Origin of the sequence: Rhizomicrobium sp. (genome assembly GCA_037200985.1) — a bacterium.
Classification (GTDB): domain Bacteria; phylum Pseudomonadota; class Alphaproteobacteria; order Micropepsales; family Micropepsaceae; genus Rhizomicrobium.
In genome coordinates, this window is record JBBCGJ010000001.1 from 193,150 (window position 1) to 210,938 (window position 17,789).

The 17,789-nt window shown below is 66.1% G+C and carries 14 protein-coding genes; 10 read left to right on the forward strand and 4 right to left on the reverse strand.

Translation table 11 applies throughout. From position 1 onward, the window contains the following. Position 1 precedes the first annotated feature (1 nt). Positions 2-1,432, reverse strand: a complete 1,431-nt coding sequence (locus WDN01_01020; GenBank protein ID MEJ0024580.1) for an amidase family protein — start codon at positions 1,430-1,432, stop codon at positions 2-4. 147 nt (positions 1,433-1,579) lie between these two features. Between WDN01_01020 and WDN01_01025 the strand changes: the two genes are divergently transcribed. The 5 genes from WDN01_01025 (at position 1,580) to WDN01_01045 (ending at position 7,162) form a co-directional block, all read left to right on the forward strand. Then, entirely contained in the window at positions 1,580-2,503 is a 924-nt protein-coding gene (locus WDN01_01025; GenBank protein ID MEJ0024581.1) for a hypothetical protein, read from the forward strand. Beyond that, positions 2,500-3,387 (forward strand): hypothetical protein, encoded by an 888-nt coding sequence (locus WDN01_01030; protein ID MEJ0024582.1) that lies wholly within the window; start codon positions 2,500-2,502, stop codon positions 3,385-3,387. Before WDN01_01025 ends, WDN01_01030 begins: the two co-directional genes overlap by 4 nt. Before the next feature lie 48 nt (positions 3,388-3,435). Continuing rightward, positions 3,436-4,659 (forward strand): TCR/Tet family MFS transporter, encoded by a 1,224-nt coding sequence (locus WDN01_01035; GenBank protein ID MEJ0024583.1) that lies wholly within the window; start codon positions 3,436-3,438, stop codon positions 4,657-4,659. 97 nt (positions 4,660-4,756) lie between these two features. Then, positions 4,757-6,160, forward strand: coding sequence for a hypothetical protein (locus WDN01_01040; protein MEJ0024584.1), 1,404 nt, complete (start codon positions 4,757-4,759; stop codon positions 6,158-6,160). 147 nt (positions 6,161-6,307) lie between these two features. Further along, positions 6,308-7,162: a sulfotransferase domain-containing protein gene (locus tag WDN01_01045; protein MEJ0024585.1), complete on the forward strand. Its 855-nt coding sequence runs from the start codon at positions 6,308-6,310 to the stop codon at positions 7,160-7,162. 25 nt (positions 7,163-7,187) lie between these two features. Here WDN01_01045 and uvrA read toward each other — a convergent pair whose 3' ends face one another. Next, the gene (gene uvrA / locus WDN01_01050) at positions 7,188-10,079 is read right to left on the reverse strand and encodes an excinuclease ABC subunit UvrA (protein ID MEJ0024586.1); all 2,892 of its coding nucleotides are present in this window, start codon (positions 10,077-10,079) and stop codon (positions 7,188-7,190) included. Between the two features lie 259 nt (positions 10,080-10,338). After that, complete coding sequence (locus tag WDN01_01055; protein MEJ0024587.1) at positions 10,339-11,727, reverse strand: FAD-dependent oxidoreductase; 1,389 nt, start codon at positions 11,725-11,727, stop codon at positions 10,339-10,341. Positions 11,728-12,044: 317 nt separating this feature from the next. Between WDN01_01055 and ssb the strand changes: the two genes are divergently transcribed. From ssb to WDN01_01075, 4 genes are all read left to right on the forward strand, one after another. Then, positions 12,045-12,485, forward strand: coding sequence for a single-stranded DNA-binding protein (ssb, locus tag WDN01_01060; GenBank protein ID MEJ0024588.1), 441 nt, complete (start codon positions 12,045-12,047; stop codon positions 12,483-12,485). 43 nt (positions 12,486-12,528) lie between these two features. Next, a complete protein-coding gene (locus WDN01_01065) occupies positions 12,529-13,137 on the forward strand; it encodes a hypothetical protein (GenBank protein MEJ0024589.1) in 609 nt (202 codons plus the stop codon). 35 nt (positions 13,138-13,172) lie between these two features. Continuing rightward, positions 13,173-14,234 (forward strand): acyltransferase, encoded by a 1,062-nt coding sequence (locus WDN01_01070; protein ID MEJ0024590.1) that lies wholly within the window; start codon positions 13,173-13,175, stop codon positions 14,232-14,234. A gap of 88 nt (positions 14,235-14,322) precedes the next feature. Then, positions 14,323-14,775, forward strand: a complete 453-nt coding sequence (locus tag WDN01_01075; protein ID MEJ0024591.1) for a DUF192 domain-containing protein — start codon at positions 14,323-14,325, stop codon at positions 14,773-14,775. A gap of 15 nt (positions 14,776-14,790) precedes the next feature. Here the strand turns inward: WDN01_01075 and WDN01_01080 are convergent, their stop codons facing one another. Next, the gene (locus tag WDN01_01080) at positions 14,791-16,554 is read right to left on the reverse strand and encodes an ABC transporter ATP-binding protein (protein ID MEJ0024592.1); all 1,764 of its coding nucleotides are present in this window, start codon (positions 16,552-16,554) and stop codon (positions 14,791-14,793) included. A gap of 155 nt (positions 16,555-16,709) precedes the next feature. On the opposite strand from WDN01_01080, the gene queA reads away from it, so the two are divergent. Next, positions 16,710-17,783: a tRNA preQ1(34) S-adenosylmethionine ribosyltransferase-isomerase QueA gene (gene queA / locus WDN01_01085; protein ID MEJ0024593.1), complete on the forward strand. Its 1,074-nt coding sequence runs from the start codon at positions 16,710-16,712 to the stop codon at positions 17,781-17,783. The last annotated feature ends 6 nt before the right edge of the window (positions 17,784-17,789 follow it).

Here is a 17,789-nt window from a genome sequence, read left to right on the forward strand (position 1 = left end):
GTCAGATCCTCGGTTTGGAATAGCGGTCGGCCCAGGGTGCCGCCTTTTCGAGTTCGGCGGCAAGCTTGAGCAGGACCATCTCGCCGCCGGCGCGGGCGGTGAATTGCACGCCGATCGGCAGGCCCGCCTTGCTCCAGTTGAGCGGCAGGTTGATGCCGGGCGTGCCGGTGGCGTTCTGCATGGAGGTGAACGGCACATAGCCGAAATTCGGCGCGAAGCCCTTCTGCACGTCGGTCTCGTCGATGTCGATCGTGCCGAGCTTCATCGGCGGCCGGCCGAGCGTGGCCGTCAGCCATACGTCGTAAGTCTTGTGCCATTGGGCGACGGCGCGCCCGGCCCGCACCATGGCCTGACGCGCCTCGGTGAGCTCCACCGCGCTGACCTTCAGGCCCATCTCGTACAGGCCGAAGGTGAGTCCCTCGACGACATCCAGCGACGGCGCGATGCCGGTCAGCCGTTCCAGCGCCTTGAGGCCATAGGCCACGTTGGCGCACCAGATCGTGGAGAAGGCGCCGACGAGCTCGCCGGCCTTCAGCGGCGGATCGGTCTCTTCGACGATGTGGCCGAGGCTTTCGCACAGCCCGGCGGTCTTCTTCACCGCAGCCGTCACCTCCGGATCGTGCGGCTTGCCGTTCAGCATCCTGGTGCTGACGGCGATCTTCAGACGCTTGCCCTTGCGCCGGATGCCTTCGAGGTAGGAACCCTCCGGCGGCGGCGCGAAATAGGGGTCGCCATAGTCGATGCCGCAGAGCGCATCGAGCGCCGCGGCCGTATCGCGGACGCTCTTGGTGACCACGCCGTCGATCGAAAGGCCGCTGGTCGCGTCGCCCGCTTCCGGCCCCTGGGTGACACGGCCGCGCGTCGCCTTGAGACCGACCAGGCCGCAGGCGGAAGCCGGGATGCGGATGGAGCCGCCGCCATCGGTGGCGTGCGCGATCGGCACGATGCCCGCGGCGACTGCGGCGGCCGAACCGCCCGACGAACCGCCGGTCGAATGCGCCGGATTCCAGGGATTGTGCGCGGGACCGTATAGCCTGCTTTCGGTGGTCGGCAGGATGCCGAACTCCGGCACATTGGTCTTTCCCATCGGCAGAAGCCCGGCCGCCTTGAAGCGCGTGACTGTCGTGGATTGTGCGGTCGCCGGCGTCGCCGGCACATAGTGCGAGCCCGACCGCGTCGGCCAGCCGACGACGTTGGCGCGCATGTCCTTGAGCAACATCGGCACGCCGGCGAAGGGGCCCTTGGCGAGCTTGCTCCGGGCGGCCGCGCGGGCGCCGTCATAGTCCGCGAAGACGATGGCGTTGAGCATGGGATTCAAGCGTTCGGCCTGCGCGATCGCCGCGTCCATCACCTCGGACGGCTTGACCTTCTTGTCTTTGACCAGCGCGGCGAGACCCAGGGCGTCGTAGGACGCATACTCCGTGAAGTCCATCTTCGGTTCCTGCTGTCGCGCAAGCCAATTTATCCGAGGCGTCTCGAATATGTCACGGCTTGCTTCGCGGTATTGCAACATGCCTTTACGTCAATTGCCGCGACAGGGCGCGGGCCCTAGTATGGCTTCGCAGCGGTGGGGCAGGCCATGAAAATTCCGTTCGAGCGTACGATCGCGGGTGCCTACCGTTTTGCTTTTACCAATGTGCTGTCCATCATCGGCATCGGCTGGTTTCCCTACCTTGTCGTAACCGCGCTTGGCGTCGGACTGGCTGTCCTCCTCTATCCGAGTGTCCATGGGCTGTGGCTCGACGATCGCAAGACGATAGACACCGCGAAGCTGATGACGACCATCGTCCCGCTCATCGGTGCCGTCCTGCTGGTCCTGCTGGCGCTCCTCGTCGCGCAGGCGATGGTGACCGTGGGCTTGATGCGCAAGGCCCTGGGACAGCATCCCGGCCCGGTGTTCATCTTCTTCTCCTTGGGCGGCCAGGTCTGGCGGCTGATCGGGTCTTATATCTTGATGCTGCTGCTCCTCTGCGGCGGCGTCATGCTGGCGGCATTGGCGATCGGCGTGGTCGGCGCCGTGCTCAACCAGTTTGCCCAGAAGGTGCAGCCCCTGGTGCTGGGCGTGCTGATCTTCGTCGCGGTCCTCGGTTACTTTTATTCGGTCGTGCGGCTGTCCTTCTTCATCCCGGCCGTCGTCGTCGCGGAGGACCACATCGGCCTCCGGCGGTCCTGGCATCTGGGCCGGGGCAATTTCTGGCGCATTTTCGGCATTTCGCTCATCGTCAGCCTGCCGATCCAGCTCGCGGTGTCGACGATCTCGTCGACCATGATGCAGATCGCGATGGTGCCGGGCCTGGACCTGCAGCCCGGACCGATGACGGACGCGCAGAGCCAGAAGTTCGTGGCCGACCTGTTGGATGCTTTGCGCCGCGTCGGGCCCTATTACGCCCTGCTGCAGATACTATATCTTGCCCTGCTGTCGGGTCTTACGACCGGGGCGGTGGCAAACGCGTACAAGGCAGTGACCGGCGACGGTTCGGCGGACACGAAAGCGGTGGCATGAACAAGATACCGGTCGGCGAGACCATCCGCTTTGCCTATGCGTTCACCTTCGGCGAAATCGGCACCGTCATCGGGCTGGTGTGGATTCCGCTGGTGATCAACGCCGTCGGAGCCTTCCTGGTCGAGCGCGGCTTGGGCGACGCCGAGCCCGCCGCCGGCGCGGCGCTCCCGCCCGGCTTCGGCTATTTCGCGCTCTACAGCGTCCTCGCGGTGTTCCTCGTCGCCATGGTCGCCGTCGCCATCACGCGACAGGCCCTGGGACTGCGCCAGGGACCCGCCATCGCCCATGTCTCGTTCGGCACGGCGGAGCTGCATGTGTTCGGCGGGATCGCAGGGCTTTATCTATTATTCTTCATTTTCGCGATGGGATTGACCCTGGCGGTGGTCGTCGTCGGCGGACTTGCCGCGACGCTCCTGCCTTCGAAGGCGGTGGGCGAGGCGGTGGCCGCGGCGGCGGGGTCGCTCGCGGCGTTGGCCGGGCTAGGCGCGATCTTCTATGCCCTGGTCCGTCTCAGTTTCCTGTTCGTCCCGTCCTGCGTCGGCGGCGGCGGGTTCGGTCTGTCGCGCAGCTGGGAGCTGACGCGGGGAAATTTCTGGCGCATCGTGGCGGTCGGCGCGGCGACCGCGCTGCCGGCGATGCTCGTCGTCTTCGTGGTCAACCTTCTGATATTGGGGCCGGATTACATCTCCAGCATCGCCGCGATGTTTCGCGATCAGGGGCATCTGGCGAAATACGCCGCCGAGCAATCGCGGATGACGTCGGCCAAGATGCCGTTGCTTCTCGGCGTCAGCCTTGTGCTTTCGCCGATAACCTACGGACTCCTGTTCGCGCCGGCCGCTTTCGCGTATCGTGCGCTGGCGGGCAAGAACGTCTTGCCGGGCTAGCGGTCGACATTCCTCGCGGCGGAGTTGCCGCATCCCGGAAACAGGGGTTTGCGCAATTTCCGCCTGATCCTGGTGCTGACGGTCGTCTATATCGACATGCTGGGCGTGGGACTGGCCTATCCCGTGCTTCCCAAGCTCGTGCAGCAATTCTTGCATGGGGACGTCGTGCACGCCTCCTATGCCTTCGGCCTGCTGGTCTCTGCATTTTCGCTCGCGCAGTTCTTCTTCGCGCCGCTGTTCGGTGCGCTGTCGGATCGCTATGGGCGTCGGCCGTTGATCCTCGCCTCGCTGGGCGGCTCCGCCTTGTCCTATCTGCTGATGGCCGCGGCGCCCGGTCTGGCGGTGCTGGCGGTGGCGCGGCTGCTGGCCGGCGTGATGGGCGGCTCCTTCACCACCGCGGGCGCCTATCTCGCCGACATCACCCCGCCCGAGAAGCGGGCGCAAAGCTTTGGGCTGATCGGCGCGACGTTCGGCTTCGGCTTCATCACCGGTCCGGCGATCGGCGGCGTTCTCGCGGGCATCGATCTGCACCTGCCGTTTCTCGCCGCCGGCGCGCTGTGCGCGGCCAATCTCCTGTTCGGGTTGTTCGCGCTGCCTGAATCGCTCGCGCCAGAGAACCGCAAGGCGTTCCGTTTCGTGCACGCCAATCCGATCGGGGCGCTGCGCGAGGTTGGACGCTATCCGTCCATCGCCGCGCTTCTCGCGATCTTCGTGCTGGCGACCTTCGCCAATCGCGTGGCGGAGATGATCTGGGTGCTTTACACCGCCTACCGCTTCCATTGGGGGACTACGGAGATCGGCATCTCGCTCGCGGTGGTCGGCGTGATCTTCGTCGTCGGGCAAGGCTGGTTCACGCGGGTCCTGATCCCGCGCATCGGGGAGCGTGGCGCCATCCTGACCGGACTGGCCGTGAGCGTGCTGGTGAGCGTCGGCTATGGCGCGGTGACGCAGGGATGGATGATATATGCCGTCATGCCATTCGCGATCTCAGGCTGGACCGTGGCCCAGCCCGCGGTCCAGGGGCTGATGTCGCGTGCCGTGCCGGCGAACGAGCAGGGCCTGCTGCAGGGCGCACTGGCGAGCGTGACAAACCTCACCAGTATCGGCGGGCCCCTGATTTGGACGGGTTTATTTGGTTACTTTGTAAGCGCTGACGCCCCGGTCGTCATTCCGGGGATGGCGTTCTACGTTTCCGCCGGGCTGTTTCTGATCTGCCTGCTTCTGGCCCTGCGCTGGCGTCACGAACGGGTCCCACAACCGGCTGTTGCATAAGCTTGCTCAGGACTTTTCGGTCTGTCGTATCGACTTCACGTGGCCGATATAGGATGAATCGTTGGCGGCCCGCAGGGCCGGGGTGTGGGGGTTTGGGATGAGCAAGGTTCCGGTCGGCGCAAGCATTGCGCACGCCTACGGGTTTTTGTTTGGCCGTTTTTTCCAGATCATCGGCACGGCCTGGGTGCCGGCGCTGCTGTACGGGCTGGGCTATTACGTCCTGCTGAGCGCGCTGCAATTCGCCAAGCCGATGCCCGGAAGCGCGGCCCTGGCGGCGGTCTCGGCGCTTGCCGGTTTCGCGTTCTTCATCATGATCCGCTCGGTGCTCGGCATTTCGCTGACGCAGGAAGCGCTGGGCGTGCGCAAGGATCTGACGCTGGCCCATTTCGTGATCGGTCCGCGCGAGCTGCGGCTGTTCTTCGGCTATCTCCGCTACTACATCGTCTTCATTCTTCTCTACGTCGCCGTACTGGCCGTGAGCTTCGGCGCGGTCTTCGCCGCGAAAAAATTCGGCGCGGGACTTCTGCCGGCGATGGCAGTAGGCGGCACGCCGATCGCGGTGGTCGCCGCCCTGGCCCTGACGGTCATCCTGGCGATCTGGTTCGTGCTGTCCATGCTGCGGCTTGTGTTCCTCCTGCCGCCCATTGCGTCCGCCGAGCATCGCACGCGGCTCGTGCGCGCCTGGGCGCTGACGCGCGGCAGCTCGTTGCGGATCCTCATCGTTCTCATCGGAACCTTCCTGCCGGCGGTGATCGTATTCGGCGCCGCTGCCTATTACCTGATCGGACCGGCGGACTTCGCGGCGCTCGGCCAGGCCCTCCATAATTTCAAGCCCGGCACGCCGCCGCCGCTGACGGCTTTTTTCTGGGCCCATGCCGACAAGCTGTCGCTGCTGACGGCGATCGGGACGGCGGTCAACGGCGCGCTGCTGGCGGGCGCCTCCGCCGCGGCCTATCGCACGGTCACCGGTCACGAGGACCCCGAACTGGAAGACGATGCCGCCCTCGTCGCGCCGCTGCTGGCGCCGGTCGAGGAGCACGGCCACCACGAGGAGCCGGCGGATCACGGCCATCATGAGGACCACGGCCACGGCGGGCACGAAGAGCCCGCCGGCCATGACGATCACGGTCACGGCGATCACGGACATGACGATCATGGTCATGGTGGACATGAGGACCACGGCCATGGCGGCCATGAAGAACCTGCCGGCCATGACGATCATGGACATGGCGGCCACGACGACCATGGTCATGACGACCATGGGAATGGCGGCGGCCACGGTCACGAGGACCACGGCCATGGCGGTCACGAGGATCATGACGATCACGGGCACGGCGGCCATAACGACCATGGCCATAGCGACGATCATGGCGGCGGCCACGACTCGCATGGCGATCATGGCGGGCATGGGCATGACAGCCATGGACACGACAACCACGGGCACGATCACGGCCATGGCGATCATGGACATCACGCCCATGGCAGGGCAGCCGCCGAATAGTGCGTCGATTACAAGCCGGACATCCGCGCAAACAACTTGTCCTGGGCGCGGCCGCGATGACAGTCCGCGACAGATTGCGCGCGCTTAACTGGCCCGGACGCGCCCGCCCGCCGATACCGGTGCTCGCGGAATTCGCGGGCGCGCTGCATGTCGTTCGAGCTCGATGCCGATGCGATAACGGCGCTGTTCACGCTGCCGCGCAGCGACGGGGCTTTCGATCCCGATCACACCGCCTATCTGCGTGCGCTCGGACGCCGCCGTCCGTCCGTCCTGCTCGCCTTTCCGCCCAAATGCGCCGGCACCTTCCTGCGCACCGCGGCGATCCACGCGGTTGACGGCCAGCTGGCGCGCGTCGTGCACGCCCAGGGTGGGCGGGATGCCACGCCGTACCTGCCGGTGTTCATCCGCTATCTCGCCGGCGGTTATCCGCCCGATCCGCTCGTGACGCATGTTCACATGCAGGCCCTCCCGGCCAACCGCCATTTCGTCGAGGCGCTGGATCTGAAGCCCGCGATCATGCTGCGCAGCGTGCCCGACATGCTGGTCTCCTATCTCGACATGCTCGATACCGAGCCGGCGAGTTCGAACCATTGGCTCAACATCGCCATTCCGCCGGACTTCGCGGCGATGAGCCGGACCGCGAAGGCCGATTTCCTGATCGACACGGTCATGCCCTGGTATGCGAGCTATTACGCGACCTGGCTCGCCTACGCCGCCGAGGCGCCGCAGCGCGTCCTGGTGCTGCGTTATGGCGATCTGCGCCGCGATCCCGCGGCCGTGCTGGGTGCGGTCTTGGAGCATGCCGGCCTGCCGCGCCCGGAGGAGATGTGCGAACTGGCGGTCGCGGCGGCGTGGCACAATCGCGCGGAGAACCGGTTCAACAAGGGCGAGGAGGGGCGGAGCGCAAGCCGCTTCACCGCCGAACAGCGAGACCGCATCGCGCGGCACCTGGGCTATCACCGCGAGCTGGAGAGCCTGCGAAGCGAACTCCTGCCCCCATAGCCGGGCGGCGGTCCCGGCACGACTCTTATTCCGCCGCCTTCAGCTTCTTCGCCGCGGTCTTCTCCGGCACGCGGTTCTTGAGCAGCGGCTTGAGATATTGGCCAGTATAGCTCCGCGCCACCTTTGCGACGTCTTCCGGCGTGCCGGATGCGATCAGCTCGCCGCCGCCGTCGCCGCCTTCGGGGCCGAGATCGATGATCCAGTCGGCGGTCTTGATGACCTCCAGATTGTGCTCGATCACCACCACCGTGTTGCCGTTGTCGACCAGTTCGTGCAGCACTTCGAGCAGCTTCTTCACGTCGTGGAAATGCAGGCCCGTGGTCGGCTCGTCGAGGATGTAAAGCGTGCGCCCCGTGGCGCGACGCGACAATTCCTTCGATAGCTTCACGCGCTGCGCCTCGCCGCCCGACAGCGTCGTCGCCTGCTGGCCGACCGAAATGTAGCCGAGGCCGACGCGGGTCAGCGTGTCCATCTTCTCGCGGATCGAGGGCACAGCCTTGAACAGGTCGGCCGCCGCCTCCACCGTCATGTCGAGCACGTCGGCGATCGATTTGTCGCGGAACTTCACTTCCAGGGTCTCGCGGTTGTAGCGCTTGCCCTTGCAGACATCGCACTGCACGTAGACGTCGGGCAGGAAGTGCATCTCGATCTTGAGGACGCCGTCGCCCTGGCACGCCTCGCAGCGCCCGCCCTTCACGTTGAACGAGAAGCGCCCCGGCTGATAGCCGCGCGCTTTGGCCTCCGGCAGTTCCGTGAACCAGTCGCGGATCGGCGTGAAGGCGCCGGTATAGGTCGCGGGGTTGGAGCGCGGCGTACGGCCGATCGGGCTCTGGTCGATGTCGATGACCTTGTCGAGATATTCCAGCCCCTCGATGCGGTCGTGCGGCGCGGGATGCTCGCGGCCTTGGTTGAGCTTGCGCGAGGCCGCCTTGAACAGCGTCTCGATGGTGAGCGTGGACTTGCCGCCGCCCGACACGCCCGTGACGCAGGTCAGCGTGCCGAGCGGGATCGAGGCGGTGACGTTCTTGAGGTTGTTGCCCTTGGCGCCGACGATCTTGAGCCAGCGGTCGTGCATCGCCTTGCGCCGCCGCGCCGGCACGGCGATCTGCTCCAGGCCGGTGAGGTATTTGCCGGTCAGGCTGTTGGGATTGCGCATGATCTCGTCCGGCGTGCCCTCGGCGACGATCTCGCCGCCATGGATGCCGGCGCCCGGTCCCATGTCGATGACATGATCGGCGGTGCGGATCGCCTCCTCGTCATGCTCGACCACGATGACGGTGTTGCCCATGTCGCGCAGGCCCTTGAGCGATTCGAGCAGCTTCTCGTTGTCGCGCTGGTGCAGGCCGATGGAGGGCTCGTCGAGGACGTAGAGAACGCCCGTCAGGCCCGAGCCGATCTGCGACGCCAGCCGGATGCGCTGGCTCTCGCCGCCCGACAGCGTGCCGGAGGCGCGCGCCAGCGTCAGGTAATCGAGGCCCACATTGTTGAGGAATTTCAGCCGCGCCCGGATTTCCTTCAGGATGCGGGCGGCGATCTCGTTCTGCTGCTTGTTGAGCTTCCTGTCGATGTCGCGAAACCAGGCGTCGGCGTTGCGGATCGACTGCTCGCAGACCTGGCTGATGTGCAGCCCACCGATCTTCACCGCCAGCGCTTCCGGTTTCAGGCGATAGCCCTTGCAGACGTCGCAGGGCGAGGTGTCCTGGAAACGTTCCAGCTCCTCGCGCACCCAGGCGGAGTCGGTCTCCTTGAAGCGGCGGTCCATGTTCGGGATGACGCCCTCGAAGCTTTTCTTCGTTTCGTAGCGGCGCAGGCCGTCATCATAGATGAACTTGATCTCGTCCTCGCCCGAGCCGTGCAGGATGATCTCCTTCGCCTTCTTCGGCAGATCGTCCCAGGCCTCGTTGAGCGAGAATTTGTAATGCCGCGCCAGCGCTTCGAGGGTCTGAAGGTAATAGGGCGAGGAGCCTTTCGACCATGGCGCGATGGCGCCCTTGCGCAGGGTCAGCGAGCCGTCGGGGACGACCAGGGCCGGATCGAAATAGAGCTGGGTGCCGAGCCCGTCGCAGGCAGGGCAGGCGCCATGCGGATTGTTGAACGAGAACAGGCGCGGCTCGATCTCCGGGATGGTGAAGCCGGACACCGGGCAGGCGAATTTCGACGACATAAGAAGCTGCTTCGGCGAGCCGTCCTTCTCCTTCTCGTCGGCGAATTCGGCGATGACGAGGCCGTCGGCGATGCCGAGCGCGGTCTCGATGGAATCCGGCAACCGGTTGCCGAGATCCTTCTTCACCGCGATGCGGTCGACCACGACTTCGATGTCGTGCTTCAGTTTCTTGTCGAGCGCCGGCACGGCGCCGATCTCGTAATACTTCCCGTCGACCTTGACGCGCTGGAAGCCCTTCTTCTGCAGCTCGGCGAATTCCTTGCGGTACTCGCCCTTGCGGCCGCGCACCATCGGCGCCAGCAGATAGAGGCGTGTGCCTTCGGGCAGGGCGAGGATGCGGTCGGCCATCTGGCTGACGGTCTGGCTCTCGATGGGAAGACCGGTCACCGGCGAATAGGGCACGCCGACGCGCGCGAACAGCAGGCGCAGATAATCGTAGATCTCGGTGACCGTGCCGACGGTCGAGCGCGGATTGCGCGAGGTCGTCTTCTGCTCGATGGAGATCGCCGGCGACAGGCCCTCGATGTGATCGACATCGGGCTTCTGCATCAGTTCGAGGAACTGGCGCGCATAGGCCGACAGCGATTCCACATAGCGGCGCTGGCCCTCGGCATAGATCGTGTCGAAGGCGAGTGAGGATTTGCCCGAGCCGGAAAGCCCCGTCATCACCGTCAGCGAGTCGCGCGGAATCTCGACATCGACGTTCTTGAGGTTGTGCTCGCGGGCCCCGCGGATGGAAATGTTCTTCAGCATCGGTCTTTCATCGGCCTGGTCTTGGCGAAACGCGCACTCTGGCTGGCGGGCTTCGCACCCGCAACCGCGTGCCTGTCATGATCCCCTGGAGTCTCCGCAGCGCCGGACAGGCCCGGGAGCGGGCTTATCTGGGTACGGAACCCGCAAAGCGCAAGCGCCGTGGGAATCTTCCGGAACATAACAGGAACACGAAGCCTGCGCCAGCATAACCCGTCCGTGGTCAGGAATTTGGCAGCAGCCTGCCCGCGCCCACAGGCGCTCAGATCACGCTCTGGGCGTGGTGGAAGAGGTTCTGCGGGTCGGCCTTCGCCTTGATCGCCTGCAGGCGCGGCAGGTTCTGGCGCCAATAGGCCTGCTGCCAATCGGCGAGTTCGAGGTCGCAATAGTTCACATAGGCGCCGCCGGACCAGGGGCGCAGCGCGGCGTAGAGGCGTCTCAGATCCGCGAGGCGGCGCAGGCCGGCGGCCGGGCTTTGCCAGCTCGTGTAGTACTGGATGCAGAACTCCGTGCCCGCGCGATAAGCGAAGGCAGTGTCGTCGCCGCCGACCCGCGCGATGGCGCCGCCATAGGCGTCGCAGATCGCGATCACTTCGTTCGCGGGCAGGGCGGCGATGCCGCCGAGCAGGGCCTCGATGCCGGCATCGTCGAGCGGCCTCACGATGTAGTCGGACTTTCCTTTCGAGTATTTGGACTCATAGCCCCAGCCTCCCGAGAAATGGTTGACGGCGGCGAGAAAGTTCATCGAGGAGAGGGTCGGGCCGTTCGCGGGCTCGGCGGCATCCGTCAGCGCGCGCAATTGACGCCGCAGGTCCGCGATGGACCCGGTCGATTGCCCGGCGGCGTGCAGCGCGATGCGTCCGTCGCCGCGTTTGGACAGTTTGAAAATACCCGTGATCGTGTCGGGCGCGCGCGGTGCCCAATCCTGCCAGGCCTTGAACAGGGAGACGGCGCGTGGAAGAGGCAGCGCCCAGGTCGCGGCATAGATTGCGATCGGGCCGATCGGCCGGACCGCGAAATGAAGCTGTGTCGCCGCGCCGAACGTGCCGCCGCCGCCGCCGCGACTGGCCCAGAACAGATCGGGGTTCGCGGATGCGTCGGCGCGCACGGTTCCCGCATCGGCGTCGACGAGATCGATGCCTACAAGGTTGTCGCAGGCCAGTCCGCGCTCACGCCCGATTAGGCCGAAGCCGCCGCCCATCGTATGGCCGGAAATCCCCACGGTCGGGCAGGAGCCGCCAGGAAATCCAAAACCGCGCGGGCCGACGAAGCGATAGATGTCGCCCAGCGACGTGCCGGCGCCGACCGAGAGCACGCCGGTCTTCGCATCGAGCGCGATCGCCTTCATCAGCCGCGTGTCGATGACGATGCCGGTGCTCTGCGAGAAACCCTCGAAGCTATGGCCGCCGCTGCGCAGGGCGAAGGGAAGGTTCTTCGCGCGGATCCAATCGACCGCCTGCGCCACGCCGCGCGCCGTCTTCGGCAGGATGCGCAGCGCGGGCTTCAGCTCGGTGCGAAGATTGTAGGCGGGCAGGGTGCTGTCATAGAGCGCCGTGCCTGGCATCGCCAAAACGGCATCGTCCGCCGCGATGGCGGGAAGCGGCGGGGGCGCCGCGCGCGCCCTGCGCAGGATGGCGGGCGCCGCGATCAAGGCAGCGGCAACGGCTCTTCGGCTCAGCATCATGCGGGAGCGGTGCTCGGTATCTGGTCAGCGCACGTCGAGTAGCGGCAGCACATGATCGCGCGTCAGCGGCGCCGGCGCCAGCACGGAGCCACATCAGGTATGATCCACGTAACCTCCTCGATCTCAGCGACCGGTTGAACCGGGACGGCAATTATGCGGGGAGGATGCCCCCTTGCTCAGGAACAAACCACGAACTAAGATGTGCACAGGCTCTGAGAACCGGCCCGATGGTTCTTGCGGGCATAGCGGCCTAGGTTCGGCCCAACGAGAAATGGAGACGGGTCATGGCGGGCAGCGTCAACAAGGTCATTCTGATCGGCAATCTGGGCAAGGACCCGGAAACGCGGCGCATGACGAGCGGCGATCCGATCGTGACGTTCTCGCTCGCGACCTCGGAATCGTGGCGCGACAAGTCGAGCGGCGAGCGCAAGGAAAAGACCGAGTGGCACCGCGTCGTCATCTTCAACAAGAACCTGGCCGAGGTGGCGGGGAAATATCTGCGCAAGGGCTCCAAAGTCTATGTCGAAGGCTCGCTGCAGACGCGCAAATGGACCGACAAGGACGGCGCGGAAAAATACACGACCGAGGTCGTGCTGCAGAACTTCCGCGGCGAGCTGACGATGCTGGACACGCGCGGCGAGGGTGGCGGACGCGAGCGCATGGGCGCCAGCGAGGCGCCCGCCAGCTTCCAGCGCGAAGAGATGGACGACGAGATTCCGTTCTAGGCCGGTCCGTCGGATGCGATTTTCAAGGGCGGCCCTATTCGCCGTGCTCGCGCTCGGCGGATGCGCCACGGGCTCGGGCGAACAATCGGCGAGCTTCGTCAATCCTGAAGTGGGGCGCGCCTACATTCCGCTCGAAGGCCGCAGCTATGTGGTGATGGAGAGCCGGGGCGCCGCCTTCATCATGGCGCCCGGTATCGCGGTTACCAATGCTCACAATAGCGATTTTCTCGGCGATGTTGCGGTCATCGGCACCTCGCGCAACTATGACCTGCTGTTCTTCCGCGTCGGTCGCGCGGCTTCGCCGGTCTATGGCACGCCCTCGGCCGGCGGGCGCGTCATTGCGTACGGCCAGGGACCGCATGGCGAGGTGCGCGAGGCGCGGGGCGTGATCAGCCTGCTCAATCGCGCGGTGGAGGCGCGCTGCGAAACTTGTGTCGTGCAGGATGCCTTTATATACGAGGGTAATGCCGGTCCGGGCTTCAGCGGCGGACCGGTCGTCGACGCGATCAGTGGCGCGATCGTCGGCATCACATTCGGCTACAACGACGAGAACGGTCATCGACTGATGTACGCCTATCCCATGAGCCGCGTGCGCAACGAGCTGGCGACGATCCAGGGCCGGCTTCCCACCGAGATCGACGGAGCCAGGTGATGGGCCGCGCGTTGCCGGTGTGCGGCTGATTGTCCATGGCGAACATGCAGCGAGGAACCACGACGGCGGCCGGCGCATCCAGCGCGCTCAGCCTGTTCCGTTTCTCGCTCGCCCTGATGGTGATGTCGGAACATCTGTCGGGAATTGTTCCGGCGCAGACCGGCCGGCTGGCGGTCGAGGCGTTCTTCTGCATCAGCGGGTTTTTGATCTCCATGGTCGCGACCACGCTCTATGCCGGCCGGCCGGCGGCGTTCCTCGCCAACCGGTTTCTGCGCATCTATCCGACCTACTGGGCGTGTCTCGCGGTCGGCGCCGCCGTCGTGGTGCTGGTGCCCACGAGCACGGCGCTGCATCCTTCGCTTCTCCTGCCGGCAACGACCGCCGACTGGTTCGCCAATCTCGCGGTGTTCGGACTGACGCAACAGACCGCCAGCCGGCTTCTGCCCGCGGCGTGGTCGCTGCACACCGAATTGTGGTTCTATCTCGTGGTCGGGCTGGTGACGGCGGCGCGGCCGCGGCTCACCTATGTCCTGCTGCCGGTGTCCCTTGCATTTTCCGCCTATTGCGCCTTCTGGTGGTCGCCGATCTCGTTCTACGGCACGCCGGTCGGCAACGCGGATGCCTTCTTCATCGGCTCGGGGGTGTTTCTGCTGCGCGATCGCCTGAGACCCGCGCGGCCCCTGCTGGTCGCGGGAACCGGTTTTTGCCTGTTCGAACTGCTCTCCTGGGGCCCGTTCATCGGATCGCAGACCGTCAATGAGTTCCTCGGTGCGCCCGCGGCCGGCATCCTCATGCTCGGCCTGTGGAACAGCCGGCTCGACGACGTGCTGCGGCCCATCAAGGGCCTGGCCGGCGCGCTCGGGCGGCTGTCCTATCCGCTCTTCCTGCTGCACTGGCCGCTGGGGGCGCTGACGATCCGGATCGCCGGGGTGGGGCAGAGCCTGGAATTGCTGGTGCTCGCCGGCACGCTGTCGCTTCTGGCATCGCTTGCGGTGCTCAAATTCGTCGAGGACCCGCTGGTGCGCGTTCGCGCCACGATCCGCAAATCGCGTCGGGAGCCGGTTCTTGCCGAACCCATGCAAGCGATCAGCGACTGACCGCATTTGCGAACGCTGCTATACAGGCGGCGCGCACGAGGTAGCGTCATGCGCTCGCAGAGCAACATGTGAAAGGTCCGCTGACGTCATGCGCCGCGCCACAGTCTTGATCGCCTTCGTCCTCCTGGCGCTTGCTCCGGCCGGCGCGGCGGCGCTTCCGAACGAGACCATCACCATCCGGGCCCGCAACGGTCCGCATGTCTTTCGCGTGGAAGTCGCGGCCGACGATGCCTCCCGCGAATTGGGCCTGATGCACCGGACCCATTTGGCGCCCGATGCCGGCATGCTGTTCGACTTCGGCGTTCCCGTGATGGCGACGTTCTGGATGAAGGATACGCCGCTGCCGCTCGATATGCTTTTCGTCCGGCAGGATGGGACGATCTCGACCGTTGCCCCCAATGCCGTGCCGTTTTCGACCGCCGAGATTGCGGCCGCCGAGCCGGTGCGGGTGGTCATCGAGATAAATGGCGGCCTTGCGAAGAAACTCGGGATCGGTCCGGGCGACCGCATCCAGGCGTCGATCTTCCCGAAGGTCCGATAGGTCTCGCGGCGCTTTTTATGGGACCGGCGCATCGTCGGACAACGTGCCGTCCATCATGCAAACGACCCGGTCGCACAGGGCGAGCGTTTCGGCGCGGTGGGCGATCATGACGATGGTGGGCCGCGGACGGACCTCCAGCAGGCGTCGCAGCAGGCTGCGTTCGCCGTCGACGTCGATCGCATTCGTCGCCTCGTCGAGGACGAGAAGCCTGGGTTTGCGCAGGAGCGCGCGGGCGAGCGCGATGCGCTGACGCTCGCCGCCGGACACCAGCGTGCCGCGCTCCCCGACGACGGCGTCGAGCGCGCCGTCCATGCGCTTCACGATGTCGTCGGCGCCCGCCAGCGCAAGCGCCTCCCACATGTCGCCTTCGCTTGCATCCGGCTTCGCCCAGAGAAGATTGCGGCGGACGGTGTCGTGAAACAGGAACGGATCCTGCGAAACGTAGCTGAGTTGGGAGCGCCAGGCCGGCAGCGTTGCCTCGTCGAGCATGGTGCCGGCCACCAGGATGCGGCCGGCCTGCGGGCTGAGCAGTCCGACCAGAAGATCGGCAAAGGTCGTCTTTCCGGTGCCGGACGACCCGGCGATACCGAGCACCGTCCCGGGCGCGACCGTCAGGGTCACCGCCCGCACGCCCTGCGACTGGCGTTCGTCCGCCTGCGGATGCCGGTAGGTCACGGCCTCGAATGCGATCGGACCTTCCGGCGGGTCCCGCCGCGCCACGCGTTGCGTGCCGGGACGAGGCCGCAGCTCGCCCAGAAGTTCGGTGATGGATTCGAAGGCCGGCAGGCCGTGCGCGAGTTGCTGGAATCCCTGCTGGATCTGCATCGCCGGACCGCTCATGCGCCCGATCACCAGCAGGAAGGTGATGAGCACGGGCGGCGACAGGTTCAACACGGTGAAGCCCACAAGGACGACGATCATCCCGACCAGCGCCGAAATCGTGACGAGGGCGGACCGCGCCGCCGACTGCCTGCTGAAATATTCGAGCTGAACGGACGAGAGATCGGCGAGCGTCGCCCGGAATTCGGATACGAAGCCGCCCTGCAGGCCCTGGCTGACGGCCAGCTTGAGGCCATTCAGAAACTGGCTGGCATTGTCGATCAGGGTCAGATTGGTGGCGCCGACGAAGCGACCCATCCTCCGGGCATGGCGTAGCGCCGGTATCATCGCGATCGCGCCGCCGACGAGAAGCGCCAAGGACAACAGCGCGAGCAGCGGCGACAGCGCAAAGGAAATCACGCACTGCGACAGCAGGATCACGCTCGCGATGGTGCTTTGGAGCAGGAAATTCAACGCGCCCGCGATGCGCTGGATGTCGTTGCTCATGACGGTAAGGACCCGCGCATGGCGCAGTCGCAGGACCTGGTCCCAGCCGGCTCCGGCGAGGGCCAAGGCGACTTCGCAGCGCAGATGCTCGACGAAGCCGATCTGCAGGGACATGACGGTTCGGTCGCGCAGCGCGATCACGACGCCGCGCACCACCATCAGGACGGCGAACCCGCCCATCAGGACCGCAAGCCGGCCCGAGGCCGTGGTCGTGCCCAGGACGCCGAACATCCCGGCGATCAGATGCTGAAAGCCGCCGGCGCCGCCGCCCATGCCCATGACGAGCGCCAGAAACGGAATGAGGAGAAGAAGCCCCACGCTCTCGAACACCGCGCCCAGCCCGATATAGAGCAGGGCGAGCAGACCCTTTGCCCCGGCGAAGCCGGCAATCGCGCGGACGAGCGACAAAAACGCGCGACCGCCGGCGCGTGCCGATGCGGGGTCTGTTTCCATGGCTCTATGGCGGTTCAAGGTCGCAGTGGAACAGTATACAGCGGACGCCGCGCGCGGAAGGGTTTGGCCACCGGCCCCGCCAATACCTTTGACACCGAGAGATCGCGTGGCGTAGGTCGGGCCGCCCCGTCCCAGCCGCCTTTGGATTGTCCGAGATGGATGTCGCGCAGTTCGATTTCGACCTCCCGCCCGAGCGCATCGCGCTTCGCCCGGCGACGCCGCGCGACTCCGCGCGCATGCTGGTGGTCCATCCCAACGGCCGGTTCGAGCATGCGCTGGTCCGGGACCTACCAGCCTTCCTGCGCGCGACGGACGTTCTGGTGGTGAACGACACCAAGGTGGTTCGCGCGCGGTTGCGCGGCCGCCGCAAGGGCCGCGGCGAGGCCGACCCGAAGGTCGAAGTGCTGCTGCACAAACGCGTCGCTCCCGACACCTTCCTCGCCTTTGCCCGCCCGGCGCGCAAGCTCGCAGCCTCCGATCTCCTGGTCTTCGGCAGCGACCTCGTGGCGCGAGTCAAAGGGCGGGGACCGGGCGGCGAAATTGAACTCGGCTTCGAAAAATCCGGCACGGCGCTCGACCTGGCGATCGCGGCGCAGGGCGAAATACCGCTGCCGCCTTACATCGCCGGCAAGCGGCCGGCCGACCGACTCGACGATGCGGACTATCAGACGATGTTCGCCGCGCAGGAGGGGTCGGTTGCCGCTCCGACCGCCGGACTGCACTTCACGCCGCGGCTTGCCGCCGATCTGCAGTCCAAGGGGATTTCGCGGGAGTCCGTGACGCTCCATGTCGGGGCGGGGACGTTCCTGTCGGTCAGCGCCGACGATACCGCGGATCACCGCATGCATTCCGAATGGGCGGCGCTCGACTTGGATACGGCCCGCCGCCTCAACCGGATAAGCGCGGACGGCGGCCGCATTGCGGCGGTCGGCACGACGTCGTTGCGGACGCTCGAAAGTGCCGCCGATGCCGATGGCACGATCCGTCCGCTCGAAGGCGAGACCGACATCTTCATCACGCCCGGCTATCGCTTCAGGACGGCGGACATCCTTCTCACCAATTTTCACCTACCGCGCTCGACCCTGTTCATGCTGGTCAGCGCCTTTTGCGGCCTGGACAGGATGCAGGCCGCATACGCGGAGGCGATCCGCGAGCGCTATCGCTTCTACTCCTATGGCGACGCCTGCCTGCTTTTCCGCGCCGCGGACGGTGGCCATGCCGCAAGCTGACGATGC

Excerpts from the sequence above, each read along its gene's own strand:
- WDN01_01020 (MEJ0024580.1), bottom strand. The coding sequence starts at position 1,432 with ATGGACTTCACGGAGTATGCGTCCTACGACGCCCTGGGTCTCGCCGCG.
- WDN01_01025 (MEJ0024581.1), top strand. The coding sequence starts at position 1,580 with ATGAAAATTCCGTTCGAGCGTACGATCGCGGGTGCCTACCGTTTTGCT.
- WDN01_01030 (MEJ0024582.1), top strand. The coding sequence starts at position 2,500 with ATGAACAAGATACCGGTCGGCGAGACCATCCGCTTTGCCTATGCGTTC.
- WDN01_01040 (MEJ0024584.1), top strand. The coding sequence starts at position 4,757 with ATGAGCAAGGTTCCGGTCGGCGCAAGCATTGCGCACGCCTACGGGTTT.
- WDN01_01045 (MEJ0024585.1), top strand. The coding sequence starts at position 6,308 with ATGTCGTTCGAGCTCGATGCCGATGCGATAACGGCGCTGTTCACGCTG.
- uvrA (MEJ0024586.1), bottom strand. The coding sequence starts at position 10,079 with ATGCTGAAGAACATTTCCATCCGCGGGGCCCGCGAGCACAACCTCAAG.
- ssb (MEJ0024588.1), top strand. The coding sequence starts at position 12,045 with ATGGCGGGCAGCGTCAACAAGGTCATTCTGATCGGCAATCTGGGCAAG.
- WDN01_01070 (MEJ0024590.1), top strand. The coding sequence starts at position 13,173 with ATGGCGAACATGCAGCGAGGAACCACGACGGCGGCCGGCGCATCCAGC.
- WDN01_01075 (MEJ0024591.1), top strand. The coding sequence starts at position 14,323 with ATGCGCCGCGCCACAGTCTTGATCGCCTTCGTCCTCCTGGCGCTTGCT.
- WDN01_01080 (MEJ0024592.1), bottom strand. The coding sequence starts at position 16,554 with ATGGAAACAGACCCCGCATCGGCACGCGCCGGCGGTCGCGCGTTTTTG.
- queA (MEJ0024593.1), top strand. The coding sequence starts at position 16,710 with ATGGATGTCGCGCAGTTCGATTTCGACCTCCCGCCCGAGCGCATCGCG.